Consider the following 23,917-nt stretch of genomic DNA (forward strand, 5'->3'; position numbering starts at 1 on the left):
ATGTGTTCGAAAGAATCCAGAGCCATAAACAAAAAGACCTCTACCAGCTCCTACCCTCAAACTGGGAAGAATACCGTCCTAAATAAAATCCCCTTATTTAACAAGACGGGGTTTGTCGGAGGGATACAAATAAGCTAAGATGGTTATGGAAACCATACAAATGGGGAGAATTCGATCCCACTAAGGGAAGTAGGTTGGAAATGGCTGGCGGGAACCGGACCTAGACTCAGAGATTTTACCATTGGCCGAAAGAGTTCGAGGGGCGTCTGGGCGTGAACCTTCATGGCTATGGGGCGAGGTTATATAGCCTGTCCCGATGAGCGAAGCGATATCGGGAATGCGGCAATAGCGAGATGGAGTGTACCGGATCCATTGGCCTGCCGCCCCAAAACCTTAAGGGACTTTACACTTTAGCTCATTTAAAAAATATTCAGCGTCGCGGACCTGTTTTTTACCTGCCCGGGTTTGCTTCATCTCTTGCCTCCTTGATCTCGCTCATGAGCTGGGCATAAGCGTTGATAAGCTGTTTGGTTTTAACCTATGGTAGCCCATTAAGTACTTCCAGTAAGTGTAGGGCTTTATCGTCTTTTACGTCCAGCAGTATCTTCATGTCTTTTTTAAATCATCAGACAAACGCCTTTTAGGTGTTATAGTTCTGGATTACGCTACACCTGAAATTTTATGCATCATCCATTCAACCCCGGCTCAACAGAGGGCAACCTATGTTTTAAGGTTAACGTATATACGGATAAAACATGGATAAAACACGGATAAAACACGGATAAAACACGGATTTTTATATACTGAGGGATAACCCGGCATGCCTTTAAACCCAGCCCAAGGTGGACTGGTGATAGGAGGAGACAGGGAACATCATCCCACCTAACCCCACACAGCTATGGCTAAACAAACAGGAATACTCAAGTTGACAGGCACCATAGGCAATATCACTTTTTACAAAACCCGGAACGGGTATCTTGCCAAGCAGAAAAACAGCGTCAGCAAAAGCAGGATCATGAAAGATCCGGCCTATGCCGGAACCCGGCGTGCCATGAGTGAATTCGGACATGCCTCCTCTCTGAGCAAGGTGTTCAGGTTTGCCATCGCGGGCATGATCCTTCAGGTACACAAAGGCTATTTTCCTTCCCGGCTCACCGCCCTGTTCGGAAAAATCATCCGTACGGATAAAGTGAATGCCCCCGGTAAAAGGGAACTTCTCCGCGGGGATCTGTCGCTGATGAAGGGGCTGGAAATATCGGAACGCGAGCGGTTGGATGCGTATCTGGACGGGATGCCCAACCTGTCGATAAACCGGGAGACATCCGTGACGGTCTTTTCCTTCAGCGGATTGGAAAAAGCCGACCTGCTGAGGTATCCCAAAGGGGCGACACATTTCACGCTAAAGCCGGGTCTGGTGCTGATGGGTGAGGATCCCCGCCAAAAGGCGCATTTTGCAGGGATAAAATATACCGACAGCATCTATGTTCCCGTGAAAAAGGGGCTTGAAGGGATGGAGGACATCCGCTTTTCGCTTCAGAGAGGGCCGGATCCACAGCTGCTGTGCGGCCTGCTGGCGCTGCATTTCTACCAGGAAGTAAACGGGGAAATGCATGCGCTGTCGGAAGGCGCCTGTGTCCGGGTGGTGCATGCGGAGCGGCTGGAAGGAAAGGACTCCTGAACCGGGGAAGGAAGAGGCTCCGGTGAAAAGACATGTACCGTACCACTGAAGAGAGAATCATTGTTGTAATTTTAGTCTTGATTGGGAACATTTTGTTTTATAAAATGTATATAACGCTTAAAAGGCATCATATTAAGGCAAGTTATTTCTTCAATTATTTCCTTACCATCAGCAATTTTCTTAAACTGATCCGTCAAACCCCAAAAGGAAAAAAGAGAATAAAATATTTGTTTGTATTGTCTTCCTTTCTAATTTGTTCAATTGCGCTGCTTGTTATGATTTTGCGAATATTTACTTAATTTAATAAGCCGTAGGCTATTGGTGGCTAAAATACGGTAGCCGATGAGACCGGATTGTTTCCGGTTTGATTCCACTTGATCATTTAATGGTATGAACAAAAAGCCCAAAATCATCATCACAGACTTTATCAATGACAACCTGGAACCTGAAAAAGTACTGCTCGATGGCAGGGCCGACATCTGGGCCCTCGATGCGCTATCGGAGAAGGAGCTGCAAGGCAGGGTGGAAGATGCGGATGTTCTGATTGTTTACCACTGCCTCCGGGTCAGCCAAGCCACCATCCGACAACTGAAAAACTGTAAACTGATCGTCAGAGCGGGTGTGGGCATAGACAATGTGGATCACCCTTATGCCGCCTCAAAAGGCATTCCCATGGTCAACATCCCTGACTACGGATCGGAAGATGTGGCGGATTCGGCCATGAGCATGTTGCTCTCGCTTATGAGAGGCACCCATGGCCTCAATTCCCGGTTGAGGGCCGATATCGGGCCCTGGAGCTTTACCCAGGTGCAACCTTTGCATAGATTAAGGGGCTGTAAACTGGGCATCGTCGGTCTGGGAAGAATAGGTACCGCCATGGCGCTGCGGGCAAAAGCCTTCGGGATGGATGTTGCGTTTTATGATCCTTATAAAGCGGATGGTTACGAAAAAGCTTTAGGCATTCACCGGGAGGAAAATCTGGTTACCCTCCTGTCCTCATCGGATGCCGTCAGTCTTCATTGCCCGCTTACACCGGAAACCCAACACCTGATCAATGCCAACACTTTGTCCCTGATGAAACAAGGGGCTTACCTTATCAACACGGCGAGGGGTGCCGTAGTGGATACTTCCGCGATTCCCCAGGCCCTGGAAAGCGGACAGCTACGCGGAGCGGGCATTGATGTGTTGGAAAACGAACCCCCGGGAAAAGACGATATGATGATCAGCGCCTGGAAAAACCCCGGCCATCCTGCCCATCACCAGCTCATTGTCAATCCACATGCTGCCTTCTATTCGGAGGAAGGGCTTATGGAAATCAGAAGGCGAAGCATCAAGGCTTTCCTTGACGTTTTAGAGGGAAAATCACTCAAAAATATAGTGAATAGCATTGAATCACCTTAACCGGTTTCAGTTAAACACAAAACAAAATACCTTTCGATCAATGAAAACATCTACTTTATTTGCCTTTTTTCTCCTTATTTTTTTACAAGCTTATAGGACATTCGGTCAGGTTCCGATGGAAAGGGTCAAAGCCTATCAGGAAAACCCCCACTACCTATCGTGGAATGAAAAACCGGTGTTTTTGATCGGTGCAACAGGTTATCACAGCTGGACACCCATAAGCAGACCCGGCACTTCAGAAATAGAGCTGCAGCTACAAAGATTGGCTGATCTTATTGATAAAGTGGACAGCGAACATGTAATGGGATTTGTCAGGTGGTTACCCTATGACCCCATGAATCATTTGCATGACGGCCATGTAGAGGAGGTACTGCAGCCCTGGATAAAACTCCAAAACGGGAAATATGACCTGGGCAGGTTTGAACCTGAATGGGAACAACGGCTTAGAAAGCTTCTGACCCAAACCTTAAATGCCCGCATCATTGTTTGTCTTGAAATATGGGATGACTGGTCAGTGACCAGAGGACCCGGAGGAGCTTATGATCCTGGAGCCAATTACGGCTGGAACGGCCACCCGTTTAATCCCAACAACAATGTAAATTATGATGAAAAAGTATTGCCATATACGACTTCTGTTTGTGATCCCCCGTTTTATAATGTCCTGCCGGGGAAAGAGCATAACGACAAGGTATTTCAATTCCAAACATTATATGTCGACCACCTACTCCGTATAGTGAAGGACTATCCTCATGTGATGCTGAACATTAACAATGAAAGCCGGGCAGACCTTGCGTGGAGCAGGTATTGGGCGGCTTATGTTCAGGAAAAAACCGGCGGGGAAATCCTGGTCGGTGATATGCCCTCTACCAACAGAAAAGACGGTGGCGGGGAATGTGATGAGGAGTTCAATCCCATGACCCTAAGCACTGATGGCTTGTATGGTATGGTGGACATTGCCCAAGGTGTCTCGGCGCATGAATTCAAAACTCCCCGTGAACAGGCATTGGAAGGGGGCAAAAGAATAAAAAGCTATCGGGACGCCATGGACAAATCCGGCACAATAAAACCTCTGCTGGTATCCAAGGACTATACAAGAGATGAAAACGGCGGTGATATGGTGATATGGAGCAGGTTTATCAATGGCACTGCAAGCAGCCGCTTTCACAGGCCATCAGGAGAGCACCCTTCCTCGGTCATTGATTACCAACATGCGGCTATGCTGAGACTGGGAAAATTCGTGGCCAACGTTCCGTTTTGGGAAATGTCTCCCCAAAAGGATCTTATTCATGCATTGCCTTCCGGAACGGGCGCCAATGCATTGGCTGATCCAACGGAAAAAGTGATAATACAACTAATCGATGGGAAGATTGGTGAAGAAATAGCCATTAATCTGACAGGTGAAACCAGTTGGAAAGCCACTTGGTTTGATCCTACGGCAGAAGAGGTGGTTTACCAAAATCAAACCAGTTTTCGCCATCACAAAAACTACCTGGAAATTCCTGTAGGCCATGAACATCTTATTATTATACTCGAAAGGTAGTATACGCTGTGAGGTTAGCGAAGTAAAGGTTTTTTCCTTTCCACAAATCACAGGGGATTTGGAGATTTGTTCCCCGAAAGCCCCTCAGCAAGATGAACTCATCCTTGTTTCTCCGATCTGTGTGTCAATGTTAGGCGGAATTGTTACAATGAAACAAGTTTTCACGTTTTTCAGCATGTTAACCAAAAAGCAGCAATATCCTGCTCAGCGGAAAAGCTTTAAAACATTTGCCCGTGAACCGTGTATCCTCACGATACATGTGCCCTTGTATTCATCCGTGGGACCGGTATAATCCATGAAGGGCACAATGTGTTTTGTTACACAGAAACAAGCAGTGCTTTTTGTTACTTATAACTGACAACCTTCACGTTCCGACAAAGTAATTCTATCAATATAAGCAAAGGGCTAAGCGCGTTGTTAAAGAAACGCATTTTTTTGTTTACAAACGCGGTTAAACCACATAAGCACCGATCAGGGCCTCAGCAGCTTTTCTACCGGAGGTCATGGCTGCATTCAATGAACCGTTCAGCATGTGATCACCGGCGAGGTATACATGGTCATATACCTTCGTGTGCTGAACCGGCAGCCAGTTTTTGGTGTCTCTTACCGCAGGAAGGGCCTTAGGTATATGATAGGTTTTAAGATGTCTGAAATACGCCGACCGGATACCCGACAGGGCCTCCAGTTCCAGGGCCACCAGCTTTTCCAGGTTTTCGACAGCGGACACGTCCTTAATGACCGAAACGGAAAGAAGGGCTCTTCCGTCCGCAGAATAGGATTTGGAAACATCCGTTAGAAAGACAAAATTATTCACCAAAAACTGTTCATCCGGCACGAGCGAAATCACAGGTTTGGCCACAAATGACTGCTCCGTCGAAAAATACAGATTGGTTACCGCATGGTAGGCGGGCGGGCCTAGATCGAGCTGGTTGAAAACCGTTTCGGGTGAAGTAGCCACAATGATATCATCAGCGGTAATCACGTCCCCGGAATCCAGATAAATCCTGGTGTTCTCAATATGGTCCACATGGGTATTGTACTGGATCTTGGTGTTGTGCAGCTTGGAAAAAAGTTGACGGGGTATTTCCTGCATGCCCTTTTCCGGGATGGAGGCATTGCCAATGGCAAACATTTTAAAAATAAATTCAAACATTCTCGATGATGTTTTTAACTCCTCCTCCAAAAAGATGCCTTTGAAAAAGGGTTTGAAAAAGTTTTTGATGATTTTACCGGAAAACCCTTTCTTTTTAAGGTATTCCAATGTGGTCATATCAGTAGATGAAAAAATATCTTCGTCTCTTTTTACACTCAATGTCTTGGTAAGTTGGTACATCCTGACCTTGTCCAACACGGTGCCTACTTTTGAAAACACCATGGGAATCATTTTTAAGGGTTTTCTAAGCGGATCATAGACTGAAAAAATATCCCCTGGTTTGAAAATCACAGCCCCAGGCTGAAAGATTTTGAGCGAGAGCGCTTCAAAATCCAAATAATGCTGTGCCTCCGGATAGGCGGTGAGCAGTACCTGAAACCCCTGGTCAAGTTTAAATCCCTCTACCTCTTCTGTCTGGATCCTCCCTCCTATTTTGTCGCCCGCTTCCAATATGACCGGATAATACCCTGCTTTTTCCAACTCAATTGCAGCTACCAACCCTGAAACCCCCGCACCGATGATGTATACATTTCGTGTGTTCATGATTTTATGGTTTTAGACAATTGCAAACAAAAACCTTACCCACTTAAAAAATATATTCCATCATTAATCTTCGATGTTTTTTCTGCTTTTGAACCTATTGCTTACCCCTGATTGCACAATACCTTCAGAAGATTTTTCGGAAACGGTTTTATCTGCTTTTTTCCCATGATATCCGCCACTTCCTTTTCTTTCATTTCCTCTCCTGCCAGGCGCAAAGTTTTTCTTGCCTTTTTTCTTGTCCGGTCTGATCCGGGCAGCCTTTAGGTCCGGGCCATCTCCCACTGATTCCGGGTTATTCAATACCTCTATCTGCAGACCGATGAGTTTTTCGATGTTGCTGTATTTGTACTTGTCTTTCTCATTTACGAAAGTGATGGCCCTACCCTCTTTTTCGGCCCGTGCGGTCCGCCCTACCCGGTGAACATAGTCTTCCGGGTCATTGGGTGTGTCAAAGTTGATGACCAATTCAATGTCTTCCACATCGATCCCTCTGGAAAGTATATCGGTGGCAACAAGGATCTTGAGGGACTTATTTTTGAAGGAAGACATGATCTTCTCTCTTTCGGATTGCTCCAGATCAGCGTGGAATGCTTCCACCTGAAATTTTTTCCTGAGCGTTTTGAACAAGGATTTGACTTTGTCTTTTGTAGAACAAAAGATAATGACGGCCTGATAATCCCGTTCGCTCAGTATCCATGTTACCAATTCTTCTTTTTGGTGGTCAAAAACATGATAGACATATTGGCTTACCCCCTTGGCTGTTTTTCCCAGGGCAATCGAAATCTCTTCCGGTTGATGCAAAAGTTTTTGGGAAAATTTCCTGATTTTAGGAGGCATGGTGGCAGAAAACAAAAGTGTCTGCCTTTTTTTGGGAAGATAGTTGACAATGGTGAGGATGTCGTCAGAAAACCCCATGTCCAGCATCCGGTCAGCCTCGTCCAAAATCAAGTGGGTGATAGAACCCAGGTTGATTTTTCCGCTCGTCAACAAGGCAATCAGCCGACCCGGTGTGGCCACGACAATCTCTGCCCCCATCTCCAGCGCTCTTTTTTGCTGTTCCCACGTATTGCCATCACCACCACCATATATGGGAATGGAACTGATGCCCAAAAAATAAGCCAGACCTTGGATCTGCTGGTCTATTTGGATGGACAGTTCACGGGTAGGTGCCAGGATTAAAGCCTGTACGCCTTTTTGCCCCGATTGGGATATCCGGTTAAGAACAGGAAGGATAAAAGCCGCTGTTTTCCCTGTTCCGGTTTGGGCGGTGGCGATGATGTCCTTTCCGTCCATAATGATAGGCATAGCCTGTTCCTGAATCGGAGTGGGTTTCTCAAACCCCATTGCATCCAATCCCTCTTGGAGGGATTCTACAAACTTGAAATCGTTAAATGTCAATTCTCAGTATTTTTAAAATGTTATCATATCCCGAGTGGCCGAAAACGGCCTGGATGAACGGGGTTTTTAAAAGTGACCTCCGTTCCTGCCCTCTATATTGCTGTTGGTTTACCATATGGATTGGCCGGGAGCACAATCAATAAAAGGTTTATTCACAGGCAATTGGTTCCCTTACCTTGATAAAACGGGATTTCAATCTTACTGTCATTCAGTAGGGTACAAATATAACAAAATGAATAGACTTTTTTGCATATCATGGATTTTACCCAAGGAAATCGCTTTTAACCATCCCAAAGCAAGGAATCCTTTGAGGGTTAGCCTTTTTTGATAGGCAAATACCTACCTTGGGCATTTCGAAGTCACGCCTATTTAAACCCTCGAAGGGTTTTACAAAAGCGATCTCCCCAAGATTTTACCCACCTCCATCAAAAGTGTCTCTGGATGAGACCAACATCCGTTAACCCGGCGGAGCTATACGGGTGAACGTTCGCAAACGGAATTGAATCCACATGCAGGGCATATTTCCGGGCAAAGTTTTTTCAAAAGAGAATATTTGTATAAATTACTGTGTCTTCAAACACTGCTGGCTATGTTTATACATTTAAGATTATGCTTTGGTAAGTTAGGCTTGCTCGTGATTACGGTATGCTTACTTGCATTGAGCCATACCTGGGCACAGAGCACACAAAAACCGGTGATTCATGCCAAAGACTGGCTGGCCATTACCGGAAAGCCGCTTGCCGCCACAGCCGGCGCCATGACTTTTCAAAAAGGGGGCAACGCCGTGGATGCCGCGTGTACCATGTTAGCCGCCACCTGTACGATGTGGGATGTTTTGAGCTGGGGTGGTGAAACCCAGGCCCTCATCTATAATCCTCATTCGAAAAAAGTGATAGCCATCAATGCACTGGGAGTGGCTCCCACAGGGGCCACAGCTGATTTTTTTAAAGAAAAAGAGTTAAAATACCCGCCCAGTTACGGTCCCCTGGCAGCAACTACTCCAGGAACTATGGGGGGATTGTTGACCATGCTTGCTGAATTCGGCACCCTGAGCCTGGAAGAGGTTTTGGCACCAGCCATTGAAATGGCGGAAGGTTATCCCATCGAGGCCCAAACAGCCAATGCCATCGAAAGGGACAAAGAAATGATCAAAGAATGGCCTTATTCCAAAAAAGTCTTTCTGCCCCATTTGGGAGAGAAAAGAGAAGCGCCGCATGCAGGCGAAATTTTCAGCCAGCCGGACCTGCAAGCGACTTTGCAGAAACTGGTGGACACCGAGAAGGAGGCACTTGCAAGGGGAAAAGACAGAAAAGACGCGATTTATGCCGCTTATGACCGCTTTTACAAGGGCGATATTGCGGAAGAAATGGTACGGAGTGTCCAGGAACAGGAGGGACTGTTTACAATGGAAGACCTTGCCAACTGGAAAGTTAAAATTGAAGAACCCCTTTATGTGAATTATAAAGGCATCGACGTGTATAAACTTCAGGAATGGACACAAGGTCCTGCCTTGCTTCAGTCTTTGAACATCCTGGAAAACTTCGACCTGAAAGCCATGGGCTACAATTCAGCCAATTATATCCACACGGTTTATCAAGCCATGAACCTGGCATTTGCAGACAGGGATTTTTATTATGGAGATCCGGATTTTGAACCGCAGAGCCCTATGGAAGGGCTCCTGTCCAAGCAATATGCTAAGGAAAGAGCAAAACTGATCGGTGAGCACAATGATCCTTGGGCAAATCCCGGAGATCCTTACCCTTTTCAGGGCGGAGAAAACCCTTATAAAGATCAAATAGCAGAGTACAGCAAGGTTTATTTTAAATACAACGAAGACATCTCGGATGAGGTGAGTGACAGTTTTTTGGAAGAGTTTACCAGCGGTACCACTTCCATAGAAGCAGCGGATAAGGAAGGTTGGGTAGTTTCCATAACCCCCAGCGGGGGGTGGATACCCGCCGTAGTGGCCGGCAATACCGGTATTGGCCTCAGTCAAAGGATGCAAAGTTTTGTAACCGACGAACTGGTCAATCCATTCAATATAGTTGAGCCAGGTAAGAGGCCAAGAGTTACTCTTACCCCTACTCTTGCTTTGAAAGACGGCAAACCTTATTTGGCTTTTGCGGTACAGGGAGGGGACACACAAGACCAGAATCTCCTACAGTTTTTTCTGAATATCGTAGAATTCGGGATGAACGTACAGCAGGCCGCGGAGGCGGCCAATATGAACAGCTATCAGATGCAGGCTTCATTTGGGAACCACGAAACAAAACCGGGTGCCATGACCTTACCGTCCGAAACGCCCTCCTGGGTAAGAAGGGAACTGAGAAGCAAAGGCTATAGAATGGATTTCAGAGACCGGACCTCCGGCCCCATCAACGCCATCTGGTTTGACTGGGAGCATGGTACCATGTGGGGAGGGTCAAGTAACCATGGGGAAGATTATGGGATTGGCTGGTGAGCCGTATGTCCCACAGTTTTCTGCTATGCGCACGATACATAAATAGTTTTTTAAACCAATATATAATCATAAATATTTTTTAAAATCTTTTTAATTTCCATATAAAATATCGGAATTGTTGAATTTTTCATTGCATCTATTCCTGAAAAATGCCCAAGGTTTGGTATTGAATCCCCTATTATCAAAGGGTAAATTGGAGAAAATTTCCCTATATCATAATCACATGTGGGTGAGGTGGCGAAGCCGTGTTATATTTTATTTTTCTGAGCAAAAGCTATGATTTCCGAAGCAGCAACATTTATCAGAGACGAAGTGCAGCGGTATCTCATGACAAATGAGATGATCTTAAACAGGGACCAGGTGATGCTTGGGAACATAGCCCTCTTGGAATCCCAGGAAGCCATGACAGACAAATTGATATTGAGCATCGTCAATATTGAGGAAGAGTCCACTTTAAAAAACGGACAGAATTATTTAAAAAACCCGGTAAAAAACAGCATTGAGACCATACAGCCTCCAGTGTACCTGAACCTTTATATCCTTTTCACAGCTACCTTGTCCAGCAGTGACAACAGCATAGACATCTCCTACCAAAGCGCTTTAAGAAGGATTTCCTCGGTCATCGAATTTTTCCAATCCAAAAAGATTTTCACTTTGCAGAATTCTCCGGGATTTTCCCCCACCAATGTAGATTCGGATGACTCAAACTTTTATGAACTCCGGCTCATCCCTGAGCTGTTTACGCTCACCTTCGAACAAATCAATCACTTATGGGGATCCCTGGGGGGAAAACAATCCCCATTTGTGCTATACAAAATAAGGCTGGTGAAAATCCAAGGACAGATTACTGCGGAGGTTCCATTGATAGAAGCCGTAAGAGGTGAAAGAAAAGATCTGTTTGCGGAAAAATTGGAGCATTTACAGGGTACTTCTGGCAGCAATGATAACGATTGAATACAAGATACTTTTTGAAGTAAGGTTTTTGCACGACTACTATCTTACGGACAGGACAGGAATTTCCTATTATTCCTTAACCAATGATGCACAGTCCTCCTTGATGGAAGAAAGACTCAGGAGAGAAAGGTATGACATTCATACGGATATTGAGTTTCTCCTGAGTCAGGAAACCCAAACTTTTCTGAAAAATCACAGGATGAAACTGGTCAAAACCAAGCTCGGTTTTTTTGTAGGAATGGAAGTAGATGCTGAAAAGTCCGGGGGCGGAAAACTTATTTATCAACCGGTGATCCCCCCGAAAAACGACGCTGAATTGATTTTTGGATTGGGAGCAAACAACCCGCTGTTTCAAAACCTGACCAACCTCCCCTTTACAACTGACGAAAACAGCCTCCTCTATTTTACGAATACAGGTGAAAAGGAAAAAAACATCCTGTCCCGGCCTATAGCCGAATTAGAAGAGGGGCAGGACTATCATATGGGGGACCTCAGCAAAAGTGACGATCAAATATATAAAGCTATCGACAAAAACAACGGTAACATCGATTTTTGGCAACAAATAGCAGGTGACGGATTTGTGCATCAGGGAGACTTGTCCCCGATTCGCCAGGAACAGTGGTTCCAGGATTGGCTATTGGATCTGACTGCATCCGACAGGTTTCCATTTGCCGTTTTAAAAATCAGCCTGAACGCTGAAAACCCCGAGCTTAGTCCTATTAAAGACAACGGTTATCTTACCACTGAATTTTTACCTTCCCAGTCAAGGCCTCAGCACCCTGTTTTTGAACTGAGATTTTTGGCGAGAACAACTTATTGGCGCTATAAAAAAGCCGGGGGATTCAGTCTGGCTGAAAGAAACCACATACAAGGACATGCCGGTGACCTATTGGATTTTGAAAAGGGTGACTTTGTTACCAAAACCCCTCACTTTTTGGCAGCGGAAGTGCCTTACCTCACTTCTAACACTTTCAGGTTGCCCAGTGCCAAACCTTACCTGGTCAAATACGAAGGCGACAAGGTCTACAGTGATATCTTTTTCAATGCCATCAATCCCATACCCGATGAAGTCTAAACAATAAACATCCATTCTCAACTATAAAATCAACAAACTATGGCAAATTACAAAACCCCAGGGGTCTATATCGAGGAAATTTCCAAATTCCCTCCATCGGTAGCTCAAGTAGAGACGGCCATCCCCGCGTTTATCGGATACACCGCAAAAGCGGAGGAATCCGTAGCTGGCGATCTGATACTAAGACCGAAGCGTATAGTATCCATGCTGGAATATGTCCAGTTTTATGGAGAAGCCCAAAACGAAGAGAATATCCGGGTAACCATTGACGAAACTCAGGATGACGACGGCAATACTGTTGACTTGAGGGTTGTAGGCGACTTCGATGGCGACAGGTCAACGCATCTGATGTTTTACTCCCTGCAAGCTTTCTTTGCCAACGGAGGTGGTCCTTGTTATATCGTGTCGGTGGGGACCTATGGGGCATTTGGTGCTGATATAGACCCTGGAGATGCAAGCCCCCCAACCTTACTGTATGCCGGATTGGCAGCGTTGGAGGCCGAGGATGAACCTACCTTGATCGTCTTCCCTGAAAGCCAGGGATTGGCGACCATAAATGACCAAGGGGCATTACACAATGCTGCGTTGGCCCAGTGCAGAAAATTACAAGACCGATTTTTGGTGGCCAATATTTACAGACACGACAGCAGCAGCAATATTCTGGATGTGGCGAATGATTTCAGAAGTGACGGTGTCGGAACCAACAGTTTGAATTACGGAGCTGTCTATGCACCCAACCTGGAAACGGTTTTCAATTATTTGTATGACCCCAGTGACGTAGAAGTCGTCCATAACATTATTGGTGGGCCCAATGAAGGCGCCGGTCCGGCTCAGGGTTCAATGGATGCCCTCGAAGGGACAAACGACGCGCTGTTTGCAAGGGTCAAGTCTGCCATCAATCAAATGCCCTGTATCGTACCTTCGGCACCGGTAGTTGCCGGGATATATGCCTTTGTGGACAACACCAGAGGGGTGTGGAAAGCACCGGCAAATGTCAGCGTCAGCAATGTGATAAAACCCGTATTGAAAATCACCCATGACCAGCAAAGGGACCTGAACGTGGACACCACCAGTGGCAAGTCCATTAACGTGCTGCGTACGTTCCCCGGCAAAGGGACCTTGGTATGGGGTGCCCGCACGCTGGCCGGAAACGACAACGAATGGCGATATGTCTCGGTACGCCGGTTCTTCATCATGGCAGAAATCAGCATCAAAAAAGCCACGGAACAATTTGTGTTTGAACCCAACGATGCCAATACCTGGACCAAGGTAAGGGCAATGATAGAAAACTTCCTGCTGCTTCAATGGCGGGCTGGGGCACTGGCTGGTGCGGTGCCGGAAGACGCCTTTTACGTGAAGGTGGGATTAGGGGCCACTATGACCGCTTTGGATATTTTGGAAGGTAGAATGAATGTGGAAATCGGCATGGCGGTGGTCCGTCCGGCGGAATTCATCATCCTCAAATTCTCTCACAAAATGCAGGTTTCATAACCTGTTTTAAATCAGTTGCTTAATACAATAACATTCAATTTATTCATTAACTTAAAATTCAAAATATCATGGCAGATTATCCATTACCAAAGTTTCACTTCCAGGTAGAATGGGGCGGAACTAAAATCGGCTTTACAGAAGTTTCGGGGCTGGATGTGGAAACCGAGGTCATCGAATACCGTCACGGCGCGAGTAAGGAATATTCCAAAACAAAGCAACCGGGGATGACCAAGTATTCCAATATTACTTTAAAACGCGGAACCTTCCAATCAGACAACGAATACTATGATTGGTGGAAAGAAAACGTGTTTTTCCAGGAAGGAAACAGTACAGGATCCAAGTACCGTAGAGACATAACCATCAGCATGCTCAATGAGGAACACGAACCCGTTGTCGTGTGGAAAATCAAAAATGCCTGGGCCCTAAAAGTCCAGTCAACCGACCTTAAGGCTGATGGCAACGAAATTGCGGTGGAAACGATCGAATTGGCCCACGAAGGTCTCACCATTCAAAACGATTAACCGGTACAATGGCATTCTATTACCCTCCACCGGGGTTCCACTTTAAGGTGGAATTCCTGGACATTCAGGCTGTGGCAGACGACATTTTGTTTCAAAATGTTTCGGGACTGGAGGTTTCCCTGGAAACCGAATCCATCAAGGAGGGGGGTGAAAACCGCTTTGAACACGTGATTCCTACCCGCTCCAAGTACAACGACCTGATATTAAAAAGGGGGGTATTGAAAGATTCCGGTGTGATCAAATGGTGCAGACAAGCCATTGAAAGTTTCGAGTTCAAGCCCACTACCGTGTTGGTCCAGCTGTTGAATGAGGAACATGAGATCCTCATCGAATGGAGACTCTTTCATGCCTGGCCTAAAAAATGGTCGGTGGCAGAGTTAAATGCCGAGCAAAGCGCTGTTTTGGTGGAGACGATAGAGCTGAACTATAATTACTTTAAAGTTAACCATTCCGAACCTACTTAATAGATACGTTCATATTACGAAGAAAATATGCCTATAGAAATCAAAGAATTGCATATCAAGGGCACGGTGGCCAACGAGGAAGACAGGGGAGCCAGTCAATCTCCTTCAGAAGGGGACCAAAAAGCCATCATTGAAGCCTGTGTGGAAAAAGTGTTGAAAATTTTGGAAGACAAAAAACAAAGGTAATGGAAGCCCATCCCACCAAAGTACTGATCAATGCCTACAACGACAGGGAAATGACCGAAAGTCAAAAAACTGGTTCTTTCACCCTTCCCGTAAATCCCGAACAGTACGCCCAAAAGTTTGAAATCAAGTACGATGCGAAGGTGGCCCCGGGCAATCAGGGTGTGGAGGAAAAATTCACCTCTTCCGCACCGGAGGAGCTGAAGCTGGATTTCATTTTTGATGGCACTGACAGTATCTTCGGCTATGTACATGCTGGAAAAAGTGTCCCCCAGCAGATCCAGGAGTTCAAGGAAGTAGTGTATGATTTGTCGGGGGAAATTCATCAGCCCCGTTATTTGAAGGTAATCGGCTTGGGTATCACTTTCCCCAGCGTTTTAAAAAATCTTGACATCACGTATACGCTTTTCAAAACCGATGGAACGCCCCTCCGGGCAAAAATAAGTGCTACTTTTCTCAATTTTAAAGAGGTAAAAAGAAGGGTGGCCGAAGAAGGCAAAAACTCCCCTAATTTAACCCATTTCCGCCAGATAAAAGAAGGTGACACCCTTCCTTTGATGGTTTTCAATATTTATAAAGACCCCAAATATTATCTGGAGGTGGCCAAGGCAAACGGTTTAACAAATTTTCGTAGACTAAATGCTGGGGACCAGATCCGGTTCCCTCCATTCAAAAGTGACAATGTATGAGCAATGGACGGGTACTCCCCAATCAATCCGAAACCGGGACCATCTCTTATAGCATCATGGTGGACGGTACAGAAATACCCCAAACCTATGAATTTCTTTCCATCGTTACCCATGCTGAGGTCAACCGAATTCCCTTTGCCCGTTTGGTCCTAAAAGACGGTGACACCGCAAAGGAAGATTTTGAAATCAGCAATGAGGAAAAATTTGTTCCCGGGAAAGAAATTGAAATCAAAATGGGATTTGACGGGGACAATACCTCGGTTTTCAAAGGCATCATCATCAAACATGGCATAAAAATCAACGGAAACCAAACATCTGTTCTCCAACTGGAATGCAGACATAAAGCGGTCAAAATGACCATAGGAAGAAAAAACAAGTACTTTTTGGAAGCGGCCGACGGTGAGATAATGGAACAGCTTATCGGTACTTATGGTCTGAGTCCGGAAGTGGAGTCCACTGAGGTCAAGCACAAAGAAATGGTGCAGTATTACTGCTCGGATTGGGATTTTTTGGTAAGCAGGGCTGAAGTAAACGGAAAGGTGGTGTTGTGTCAGGATGATAAGGTTCTCGTTCGGGAACCAAAATTTGACGGTGAAGCGGAATTCGGTTTGAGGTATGGAGAAACCCTATATGAATTCGAAGCCGAAATGGATGCCAGACACCAGTATGATGCCGTCAGATGCAGTGCATGGAAATACTCCGGTCAGGAGATTTTGATGGAGGAAGGAAAGAGCCCGGCCATAAACGGTTTGGGGAACTTCAGTGAGAAAAAGTTAGCAGAGGTAATCGGTTTGCAACACTTGGATTATAGGCACGGGGGGCCTTTACTTGACGGCGAATTGAAATCTTGGGGATATTCCCAGCTACTGAAAAGCCATCTGGCAAAAGTAGTGGGACGGGCCAAATTCAGAGGCGTGCCTACTTTAAAAGCCGGTAATCTGATTGGTCTCAATGGCGTGGGAGACAGATTTAATGGAAAAGGATATGTAACCGCTGTCAGGCACAGTCTGATAGACGGAGAATTATATACAGATGCCCAGTTTGGAAAATCACCGGAATGGTTTTATGAGGAATTTGAAACCCAGGACAAAGCTGCTTCAGGACTATTGCCTGGCATAAAGGGCCTGCAAATAGGCAAAGTAGTCCAATTGGAAAATGACCCGGATGGGGAATTCAGGGTGTTGGTGAGGTTTCCTCTGATAGATCCTGAGGCCCAGGGGATATGGGCAAGGTTGGCTTCCCTGGATGCGGGCAACGAAAGGGGTTTTGTTTTCCGCCCGGAGATCGATGATGAAGTCATCGTAGGTTTTGTCAATGATGATCCCCGGCATGCGGTTATTCTGGGCCATTTGCACAGCAGCACCAATCCTTCCCCCATTGAAGCCAAAGATGACAATCACGAAAAAGGATTGGTCACCCGCAGTAAGATGAGAATTCATTTTGACGATGAAAAAAAAATCCTGACCATAGACACTCCCGCAGGCAACAAAGTCAAACTCGACGAAGATTCGGGAGAGGTGGTGCTGGAGGACCAAAACAGCAATAAAATCACGATGGATTCCAGTGGTATCAGCTTGGAAAGCAGTGGCGATATCATCCTGAAAGCCACCGGTGACATCAAGGCCGAAGGTATCAATATCCAGCACAGCGCCCAGGCGGAATTCAAGGCTGAAGGGAGCGCGGGCGCGGAAGTGTCGTCCTCTGGAATCGCCACCTTTAAAGGAAGTTTGGTAAAAATAAACTGATTTGATAAAAATAAATGCCGCCAGCTGCAAGAGTCAACGACATGCATGTTTGCCCGATGGTAACGGGTACCGTACCCCATGTGGGGGGACCCATATTGCCTCCCGGTGAACCTACCGTGCTGATAGGCGGAATGCCCGCCGCACGTATGGGGGATATGGCTACCTGTACAGGACCTCCGGACACCATTATTCTAGGTTCGGCTACTGTTTTAATCGGTGGGATGCCTGCCGCCCGCATGGGAGATTCCACCGCCCATGGTGGAACAATCGTGCTGGGCTGTATGACGGTGATGATCGGCGGCTAAATGACAACATCATGGATGAAGAACAATCTTTCCTCGGCACCGGATGGAGCTTCCCTCCTACCTTTGACCCGGCACAAAAAGGCGTGGTCATGGTATCCGGAATTGAAGACATCTGCCAAAGCTTGACCATTTTGTTTGACACCGCCCTAGGGGAAAGGGTCATGCAGCCTAAATATGGTTCCAACTTGGACAGTATGGTCATGGAACCGATCAACAACGCCACCCTTACCTATATCGACGATATCGTAAGGACAGCCATTATCTACCACGAACCCAGGATCAAGTTGATCCGGTTGGAAGTTTCAGATGAAAATCAACTTGAGGGAGTGCTGAAAATCAGCGTCATTTTCGAAGTAAGAAGCACCAATACCCGTTTTAATTTCGTGTATCCATTTTATATACAGGAGGGTACGGATATATAAGTACCCGGCCGCCAATTTTTACCATCATCAAATTTTTCCTAAAATAAAATGCCCCATTACGACAGCCTAAAATACTTGGTCAAAAGAGACGGTGTAAGCCAGAAACAAAGAAGACCAGCTGCCTTGGACCCCTCCTTTGTAAAACTGGATGAAAGAAAACTGGAGGATTTTTTGGTTTTTGCCACAGAATATTCCAAAAAGATCAAATTTTTCAACCTGAAAAACATTCCTGAAGGGAATTGGGAAGGGTTCTGGAACAGCGATCCCACCATAGTCATTGCCGCCATCACAAAGACCAACCCTCTCCCTTCCAAACGCGCCATTGACCGGATTTTTTCCTTGCCTCCCACTATTGAAGGATTGGAAAATTCCATTGGCCAAATTTTGGACATCGCAAAAAAAATAGATTATTGGTTCAAAAATATCAAGAGAGGTGCCAGCCTCCACGTTGAAATCAGGCGGTTGATCATGGCCAACTTTGAAGGGTTTCTCCCCGGATTGGCCACTTTGGAAAAGACCGCTGAAACTTTCATAGAGGATTACCCGATTTTCGACCAAGACAAATATTTTGGGTTTTCGCCCGAATGGGGATTTGACCCGGAAGCTACCGAGCTGAGCGCCAACCTCAATTTGTTGAGACCCAAAGCGGTTATTGATGAAGAAAACCCGTTTAAATGCGACCAAAGCATCACTGACAAACAGAAACTAGAAGCGGCCTATCAACTTCTCAAGGAACTTTTCACCAATGTCTACAATGTCTACTTCCAAATTATCCAGTTGTCATCCACCCATTTTCAACAAAGTTTAACCAGAAAAGACCACCCTCCCCATATAGCCCTATTTATCAGCTTTCTGAGATTGTTTATCAATGTCCAGGAAGATCTCAACCAAATGACCAAAAGACATTTGGATTTTTATTACAGGGGTGTTTTGGGGTTAAAACCAAAAGACATCATACCGGACAAGGTCCACCTCTTTTTTGAATTGGCAAAAAACAGGCTGGAGCATTCATTGGAAGGCGGAATAAGATTCAGGGCTGGTAAAGATGCTTTGGGAAATGACCTTTTTTATGCCCTTGACAAGCCTTCGGTGTTCAATGTGGCCACCGTGGAAAGCCTAAGGTCATTGTGTCTGGAAAAATCCCCCGATGACGAAGAAAGGACCATTGGACTCAAAGCCGCTCCCGTTGCCAACTCCGAAGACGGTTTGGGCACGCCCATTAAAGACGAAGAGAAGCCTACCTGGTTTACCATGGGCAGCACAAAGATGCCAAATGCAACCTTAGGGTTTGCTCTGGCCTCAAATGAACTGCTGCTTACAGAGGGCATCAGGACCATTGCCGTCCATGTGCATACAAACAATCCCATTGCCGTCATCAAGAATACGTTCAACATCTATCTAAGCGGGGAGGGCGAATGGATAAACGCCAACTCACTGGACACCCTGAATGTAAAACCTTTCGCCAACGATACAGGGGAAAATGGCTTTAGCATTGAACTCCAACTGGATGTTGACACCCCGGCGATTTTACCTTTTGACAAAGACGGACTGGAAGAAGAATTGGGCACTGATTTACCTGTGATGAAGGTACTTTTCAGCACTGAAAAAAGTGCGAACAAAGAAATATTCAAAGATCTCCTCAACCTTGTCGTTGAAAAAATCACCTTGGAAGTCAATGTCACAGGTTTGACACAAATAATGGCTTTCAGTGATGAAGGAAAGCTGGACACCGGCTCCCCATTTTTGCCGTTTACAGCCATCCCCAAAAAAGGGTCAAGCTTTTATTTCGGAAATGCGGAAATATTTCAAAAAAACCTCAAGTCGGTGCACTTCAAAATCAATTGGGAGGATCCGCCCGAAGACTTCGCCGAATATTACGCAGGTTATGAAAATATTGGTGACGGGTTTAAGGCGAACGTCTACTCGATAGGTGAAAAAGCGTCCACGCCCATACGACTTGATGTCGATGGAAGTACAGTAGACCAAATAGCAATTTTAGAAAATGACGAGGAGACCTTTACCTCAACGCAAGCCGGTGATAGTCAAATCGCCAAGCTGATCAGTGGCGAAAAAGCAGAGAATTATGGAAAGGGCAACAAAATCGGCTTTCTTCGTATGAATCTGGAAGATGACTTTGGACACAGCCAATACCAACAGGTACTTACCAGGCAAATGCTGGCTGTGGCCAGGTTTCCGAACGTGGTACCAGGAGCGTGGTACAGAAACACTACCGGGGATCTGGTGAAAGCCGGTTCTACCACCACGGTTTCCTCTTTTGAGGTAGTCATTCCCAACCCTCCTTACACCCCATCTATCAAAAGCATCTCCATGGATTACACCTCGGAGACGCTGACCGGTGAAAACAACGGAGGGGAAGATATCCAGCTCTTACACCTCCACCCTTTTCCCAACACCTACAAGCACTTAAAGGGCATTCAGGGGAGTTTCTTGGTACCCCAATTCAAAAACCCAAAATCAAAAACAGAAATCGATGTCCTTGTTCCTGAAGCGGGAGCGCTCTTGATAGGCATCAATAACCTCCAACCCAAACAAAGCCTGTCCCTGCTTTTCCAATTAGTGGAAAATACGGCAGATGCGGAACTGGCCAAGCCAAAAGTGCGCTGGTATTATTTGAAGTCAAACCAATGGGAGCCCTTTAGGGAATCCCAAGTGGTTTCCGATACCACAGATGAACTTTTGACTTCCGGCATTGTCGAACTTTCCATTCCGGACGACATCAACAAAGAAAACACCGTACTTTCTTCCGGCTTACACTGGTTAAAAGCCGCTGTATCCGAAAATCCTGAAGCCATCAGTCAAGCCATCAATATACACGCCCAGGCGGCCAGGGTAACTTTCCAAAACAATGAAAACGATTTAGCGCATTTGAACCAGCCGCTTCCGGCAGCAACCATATCCAAGCTGGAGAACGACGATTCGGCGATCAAGGGCATTTTCCAATTGTACGATTCTTTTGGGGGAAGACCCGCGGAAAGTGATTTGGGTTTTTACAACCGTATCAGCGAACATTTGCGGCATAAAGGAAGGGCCATCACCCTTTTTGACTACGAAAGACTGATCTTGGAGGCGTTTCCAGAGGTATACAAGGTGCGCTGTGTCAATCATCTGGATGACACCTTCCATCTCAACCCCGGCCATGTTATCGTCTCTGTCGTCCCCGACTTTTCCAAGCTCAAAGCGGTGGATAGGAGGCAACCAAAGGTTTCATTGGCACAGCTTGAAAGAATCAGGCGTTTTTTGGAAGACAGGAATTGTGCCTTTGTGGGAAACCAAACGACAAACTACAACGATAAGCCCCATTCCCTTCATGTGCTCAATCCGGACTATGAAAAAATCAGGTTGGATTTTAGAGTGAGGTTTCTCCCTGAAATCACAGCCATAGAATTTCATATAGAAAAATTAAAAACTGCACTTGTCCGCTTTCTGTCTCCATGGGCATTTGAGGATTCCGCCGATATCACATTTGGCGGTAGGGTTTTTAAGTCTGTTATCCTGCATTTTGTCGAAAAACAGCCTTATGTAGATTATGTAAAAGACTTTAAAATGATGCACGACAATGCCATCGAAGATGTCAATGTGATAGAAGCCAAAACCCCTATTTCCATTTTGGTACCGGCGGCCGAGGAAAAAATGAGCATTATCCATATAGAAGATGAGGAATGCAAAATGGACAAACACTTGGCAAAAAGCGGGCTGGGATATCAAAACCTGGAAGACATAGAAGTCAATCATTGATTTTGTAACCACTATTAATAAAAAGAAAAACCATGGCTATCAAATCCAGAATAGATCTTAAAGAGGATTTTACCAACGGCAAAAAACTCAATGAAAAACAATTTCATGACCTCATTGATTCCATGCTGAACAAGAGGGACGATGCCTTCATGGGGAAGTGGAAAAAGGGGACCGTCTACAAAACAGGGAATGTGGTGATCTACAAACAAGCCCTCTGGGAAGTAAAACCTGACGCAGAAGGCAACCCTCAGGAAATCTGTTCCTGCGTGCCTCCGGGTGAAGGGGAGGAATGGCAGACTTTGATAGTCCCTCAGCAGGACGATGACTGGGTGGTAGACCTGGAGACCGGCGTCATGTACGCCAAGGTTTTTGATTGTGTCGGAATTGGGAGGGTATTTGACCCAAATGAAGATCCTCCGAAAGCCAAACTGGAAATCGTCACAGACGGAGGTCAGGAAGATGGGATAGTAGGTCGATTCCTTATTTTTCCAAAAACAGCCTCATCACCGACCTTAAGTTTGGTCCAAGTGAGCAGTGATGAAAATCCATTTAACGCCTTTTTTCTATTTGGCGTTAACAGTCAGGAAGCTGCCCTCACAAGTGATGCCCCCGCCGGTTTTATCTTTAGGCACCAGGGCCATGCGGTGATCGGCGAAGAGGATGATCTGGACTTCAAGGATGGGGACGTAATGATGGTCATAGAGCCGGCGACATCCGGTTCCGGCAATGCAAGGGTTGGGATCAGTACGAAACACCCTAAGGCCATGCTCGATGTCACCGATAGGAACAAGGGCCAGTTTCTGCTCAGCCCGGAGGACAAAGAGGATCCTGTTTTCACCATCGTCAACCTGAACCCAGGTTATGACAAAAATTATACTGCCACGGGAGTGGGTGTCGATTACTCGGTATTCATCACGGATGCGCCGCAGGGATTCCTTTTCAAAAAAGGCGATGATTACGGATTACATTGTAAAAACTCCGACATCAACCAGGGGAAAGCCCTCATGCTGGTAAGAGAAGGGCCTAATGGAAAACCCCAAGCGGGTATCGGGACGGTTGACCCCTGCACCATGTTTCACGTTACTGATGGAGAAAACGGGACTTACCTTTTTAATCCCGAAAATGAGCAGGCCCCTTTGTTCACCATGGCCAAAATAAAAGCCGGGGGCAAAAACAATTATTTCACATCTGCTATCACAAAAGACCATGCGAGCTGGATCACGGATGCCAACAAAGGGTTCCAATTCTACGCGGGAAAAGAAGCCAAGGGAGCGTGTCCAACCCCCAATCTGGATGATGGAGACAGGCTGGTGGTGATTCTGGCTAATGGAAAAGTGGGCATTGGCACAAAAAACGCCGACCCTACGGTCACTTTGGAGATTTCCGACGAGAAAAGCGGCAAATTTCTCTTCAATTTGGATGATAAAAAAGTAAACCCCGCATTGGGAATCGTCAACTCCCGGCCAGGAACAAAGAGCAATTACTTTACCCTCGGCGCCAACAACCAGACTGCGGTAATGGTTACCGATTCCCCACAAGGATTCGTGTTGAAACAGGGTTCCAAAACAAAAGATGACGAAGTGGACGTCACCCAAGGAAATGTCTTATTGCAGATTTTTCCATACCAGGGCTCCAAAGCGGAAGGAAAAGCCGTTTTCTTCCCCGAAAGAAGCGGCAAGGTTGGCATCATGCGCACCCCAGGTGATTTCCACCTGGACGTCAACGGTATCATCAGAGCCTATAGCCTTTTCATTGAATCAGATTTTAACAACATGTCCAATGAGGAACCTTTGGAGAGCTATTTTGAGAAAAAAGGTTACAAGACGGTTCTTCAAATGCTGAATAAGTTACGGCCCATTGCTTTCGACTGGGATGACCAAGCCACTAAACTCCATGAGGAGGGAAAACAGTTTGGCCTTAAATCCCAGGAAGTCGAAGATATCCTTCAGGAGCTGGTGAAGAAAAACAGCAGCGACAATAAATTGTCGGTGAACCATTCCGGGTTGAGCGCGGTACTGATTAAAGCCATCCAGGAACAACAGGAAATCATAGAGGATTTAAAATCAAGGGTAGAAGCGCTGGAAAGCAAACTTACCAGCTGACCGCCCTAGGCCCGTTGTTATGGCCCATTTTTTTCC

The 23,917-nt window shown here is 46.1% G+C and carries 18 protein-coding genes; 16 read left to right on the forward strand and 2 right to left on the reverse strand.

All coding sequences use genetic code 11. From position 1 onward, the window contains the following. The first annotated feature begins 898 nt into the window (after positions 1-898). From ACFPFU_RS19545 to ACFPFU_RS19555, 3 genes are all read left to right on the forward strand, one after another. Positions 899-1,678 carry a hypothetical protein gene (locus tag ACFPFU_RS19545; RefSeq protein WP_377067244.1) on the forward strand — a complete coding sequence of 260 codons (780 nt, stop codon included), beginning with the start codon at positions 899-901 and terminating at the stop codon, positions 1,676-1,678. Positions 1,679-2,068: 390 nt separating this feature from the next. Then, on the forward strand, positions 2,069-3,079 hold the full coding sequence (locus tag ACFPFU_RS19550) for a C-terminal binding protein (protein WP_377067246.1): 1,011 nt from the start codon (positions 2,069-2,071) through the stop codon (positions 3,077-3,079). Positions 3,080-3,119: 40 nt separating this feature from the next. Further along, a complete protein-coding gene (locus ACFPFU_RS19555; protein ID WP_377067248.1) occupies positions 3,120-4,619 on the forward strand; it encodes a hypothetical protein in 1,500 nt (499 codons plus the stop codon). A 451-nt stretch (positions 4,620-5,070) separates the two neighbouring features. Here ACFPFU_RS19555 and ACFPFU_RS19560 read toward each other — a convergent pair whose 3' ends face one another. Both ACFPFU_RS19560 and ACFPFU_RS19565 read right to left on the reverse strand, forming a co-directional pair. After that, positions 5,071-6,315 carry an NAD(P)/FAD-dependent oxidoreductase gene (locus ACFPFU_RS19560; RefSeq protein WP_377067250.1) on the reverse strand — a complete coding sequence of 415 codons (1,245 nt, stop codon included), beginning with the start codon at positions 6,313-6,315 and terminating at the stop codon, positions 5,071-5,073. Between the two features lie 63 nt (positions 6,316-6,378). After that, the gene (locus ACFPFU_RS19565) at positions 6,379-7,713 is read right to left on the reverse strand and encodes a DEAD/DEAH box helicase (RefSeq protein WP_377067252.1); all 1,335 of its coding nucleotides are present in this window, start codon (positions 7,711-7,713) and stop codon (positions 6,379-6,381) included. A 589-nt stretch (positions 7,714-8,302) separates the two neighbouring features. Between ACFPFU_RS19565 and ACFPFU_RS19570 the strand changes: the two genes are divergently transcribed. From ACFPFU_RS19570 to ACFPFU_RS19630, 13 genes are all read left to right on the forward strand, one after another. Then, positions 8,303-10,174 (forward strand): gamma-glutamyltransferase family protein, encoded by a 1,872-nt coding sequence (locus ACFPFU_RS19570; protein ID WP_377067254.1) that lies wholly within the window; start codon positions 8,303-8,305, stop codon positions 10,172-10,174. Positions 10,175-10,450: 276 nt separating this feature from the next. Continuing rightward, positions 10,451-11,128, forward strand: a complete 678-nt coding sequence (locus ACFPFU_RS19575) for a Pvc16 family protein (RefSeq protein ID WP_377067256.1) — start codon at positions 10,451-10,453, stop codon at positions 11,126-11,128. Further along, positions 11,115-12,203: a hypothetical protein gene (locus tag ACFPFU_RS19580; protein WP_377067258.1), complete on the forward strand. Its 1,089-nt coding sequence runs from the start codon at positions 11,115-11,117 to the stop codon at positions 12,201-12,203. Before ACFPFU_RS19575 ends, ACFPFU_RS19580 begins: the two co-directional genes overlap by 14 nt. A 39-nt stretch (positions 12,204-12,242) precedes the next feature. Then, positions 12,243-13,694, forward strand: coding sequence for a phage tail sheath family protein (locus ACFPFU_RS19585; RefSeq protein WP_377067260.1), 1,452 nt, complete (start codon positions 12,243-12,245; stop codon positions 13,692-13,694). Between the two features lie 68 nt (positions 13,695-13,762). After that, on the forward strand, positions 13,763-14,215 hold the full coding sequence (locus ACFPFU_RS19590) for a phage tail protein (RefSeq protein WP_377067262.1): 453 nt from the start codon (positions 13,763-13,765) through the stop codon (positions 14,213-14,215). Between the two features lie 8 nt (positions 14,216-14,223). Then, positions 14,224-14,679 carry a phage tail protein gene (locus ACFPFU_RS19595; RefSeq protein ID WP_377067264.1) on the forward strand — a complete coding sequence of 152 codons (456 nt, stop codon included), beginning with the start codon at positions 14,224-14,226 and terminating at the stop codon, positions 14,677-14,679. A gap of 27 nt (positions 14,680-14,706) precedes the next feature. Next, on the forward strand, positions 14,707-14,865 hold the full coding sequence (locus ACFPFU_RS19600; protein ID WP_377067266.1) for a DUF5908 family protein: 159 nt from the start codon (positions 14,707-14,709) through the stop codon (positions 14,863-14,865). After that, positions 14,865-15,551, forward strand: coding sequence for a CIS tube protein (locus ACFPFU_RS19605; RefSeq protein ID WP_377067268.1), 687 nt, complete (start codon positions 14,865-14,867; stop codon positions 15,549-15,551). The genes ACFPFU_RS19600 and ACFPFU_RS19605 overlap by 1 nt, the downstream gene beginning before the upstream one ends. Next, positions 15,548-17,296, forward strand: coding sequence for a type VI secretion system tip protein VgrG (gene vgrG / locus ACFPFU_RS19610; RefSeq protein ID WP_377067270.1), 1,749 nt, complete (start codon positions 15,548-15,550; stop codon positions 17,294-17,296). The genes ACFPFU_RS19605 and vgrG overlap by 4 nt, the downstream gene beginning before the upstream one ends. 14 nt (positions 17,297-17,310) lie before the next feature. Next, entirely contained in the window at positions 17,311-17,601 is a 291-nt protein-coding gene (locus tag ACFPFU_RS19615; protein ID WP_377067272.1) for a PAAR domain-containing protein, read from the forward strand. A gap of 11 nt (positions 17,602-17,612) precedes the next feature. After that, positions 17,613-18,023 (forward strand): GPW/gp25 family protein, encoded by a 411-nt coding sequence (locus tag ACFPFU_RS19620; RefSeq protein ID WP_377067274.1) that lies wholly within the window; start codon positions 17,613-17,615, stop codon positions 18,021-18,023. A gap of 48 nt (positions 18,024-18,071) precedes the next feature. Then, positions 18,072-21,779: a baseplate J/gp47 family protein gene (locus ACFPFU_RS19625; protein WP_377067276.1), complete on the forward strand. Its 3,708-nt coding sequence runs from the start codon at positions 18,072-18,074 to the stop codon at positions 21,777-21,779. Positions 21,780-21,811: 32 nt separating this feature from the next. Next, on the forward strand, positions 21,812-23,881 hold the full coding sequence (locus tag ACFPFU_RS19630; protein WP_377067278.1) for a tail fiber domain-containing protein: 2,070 nt from the start codon (positions 21,812-21,814) through the stop codon (positions 23,879-23,881). Positions 23,882-23,917: the final 36 nt, after the last annotated feature.

The organism is Negadavirga shengliensis, assembly GCF_042652345.1.
In the GTDB taxonomy this organism is placed as follows: Bacteria; Bacteroidota; Bacteroidia; order Cytophagales; family Cyclobacteriaceae; genus Negadavirga; species Negadavirga shengliensis.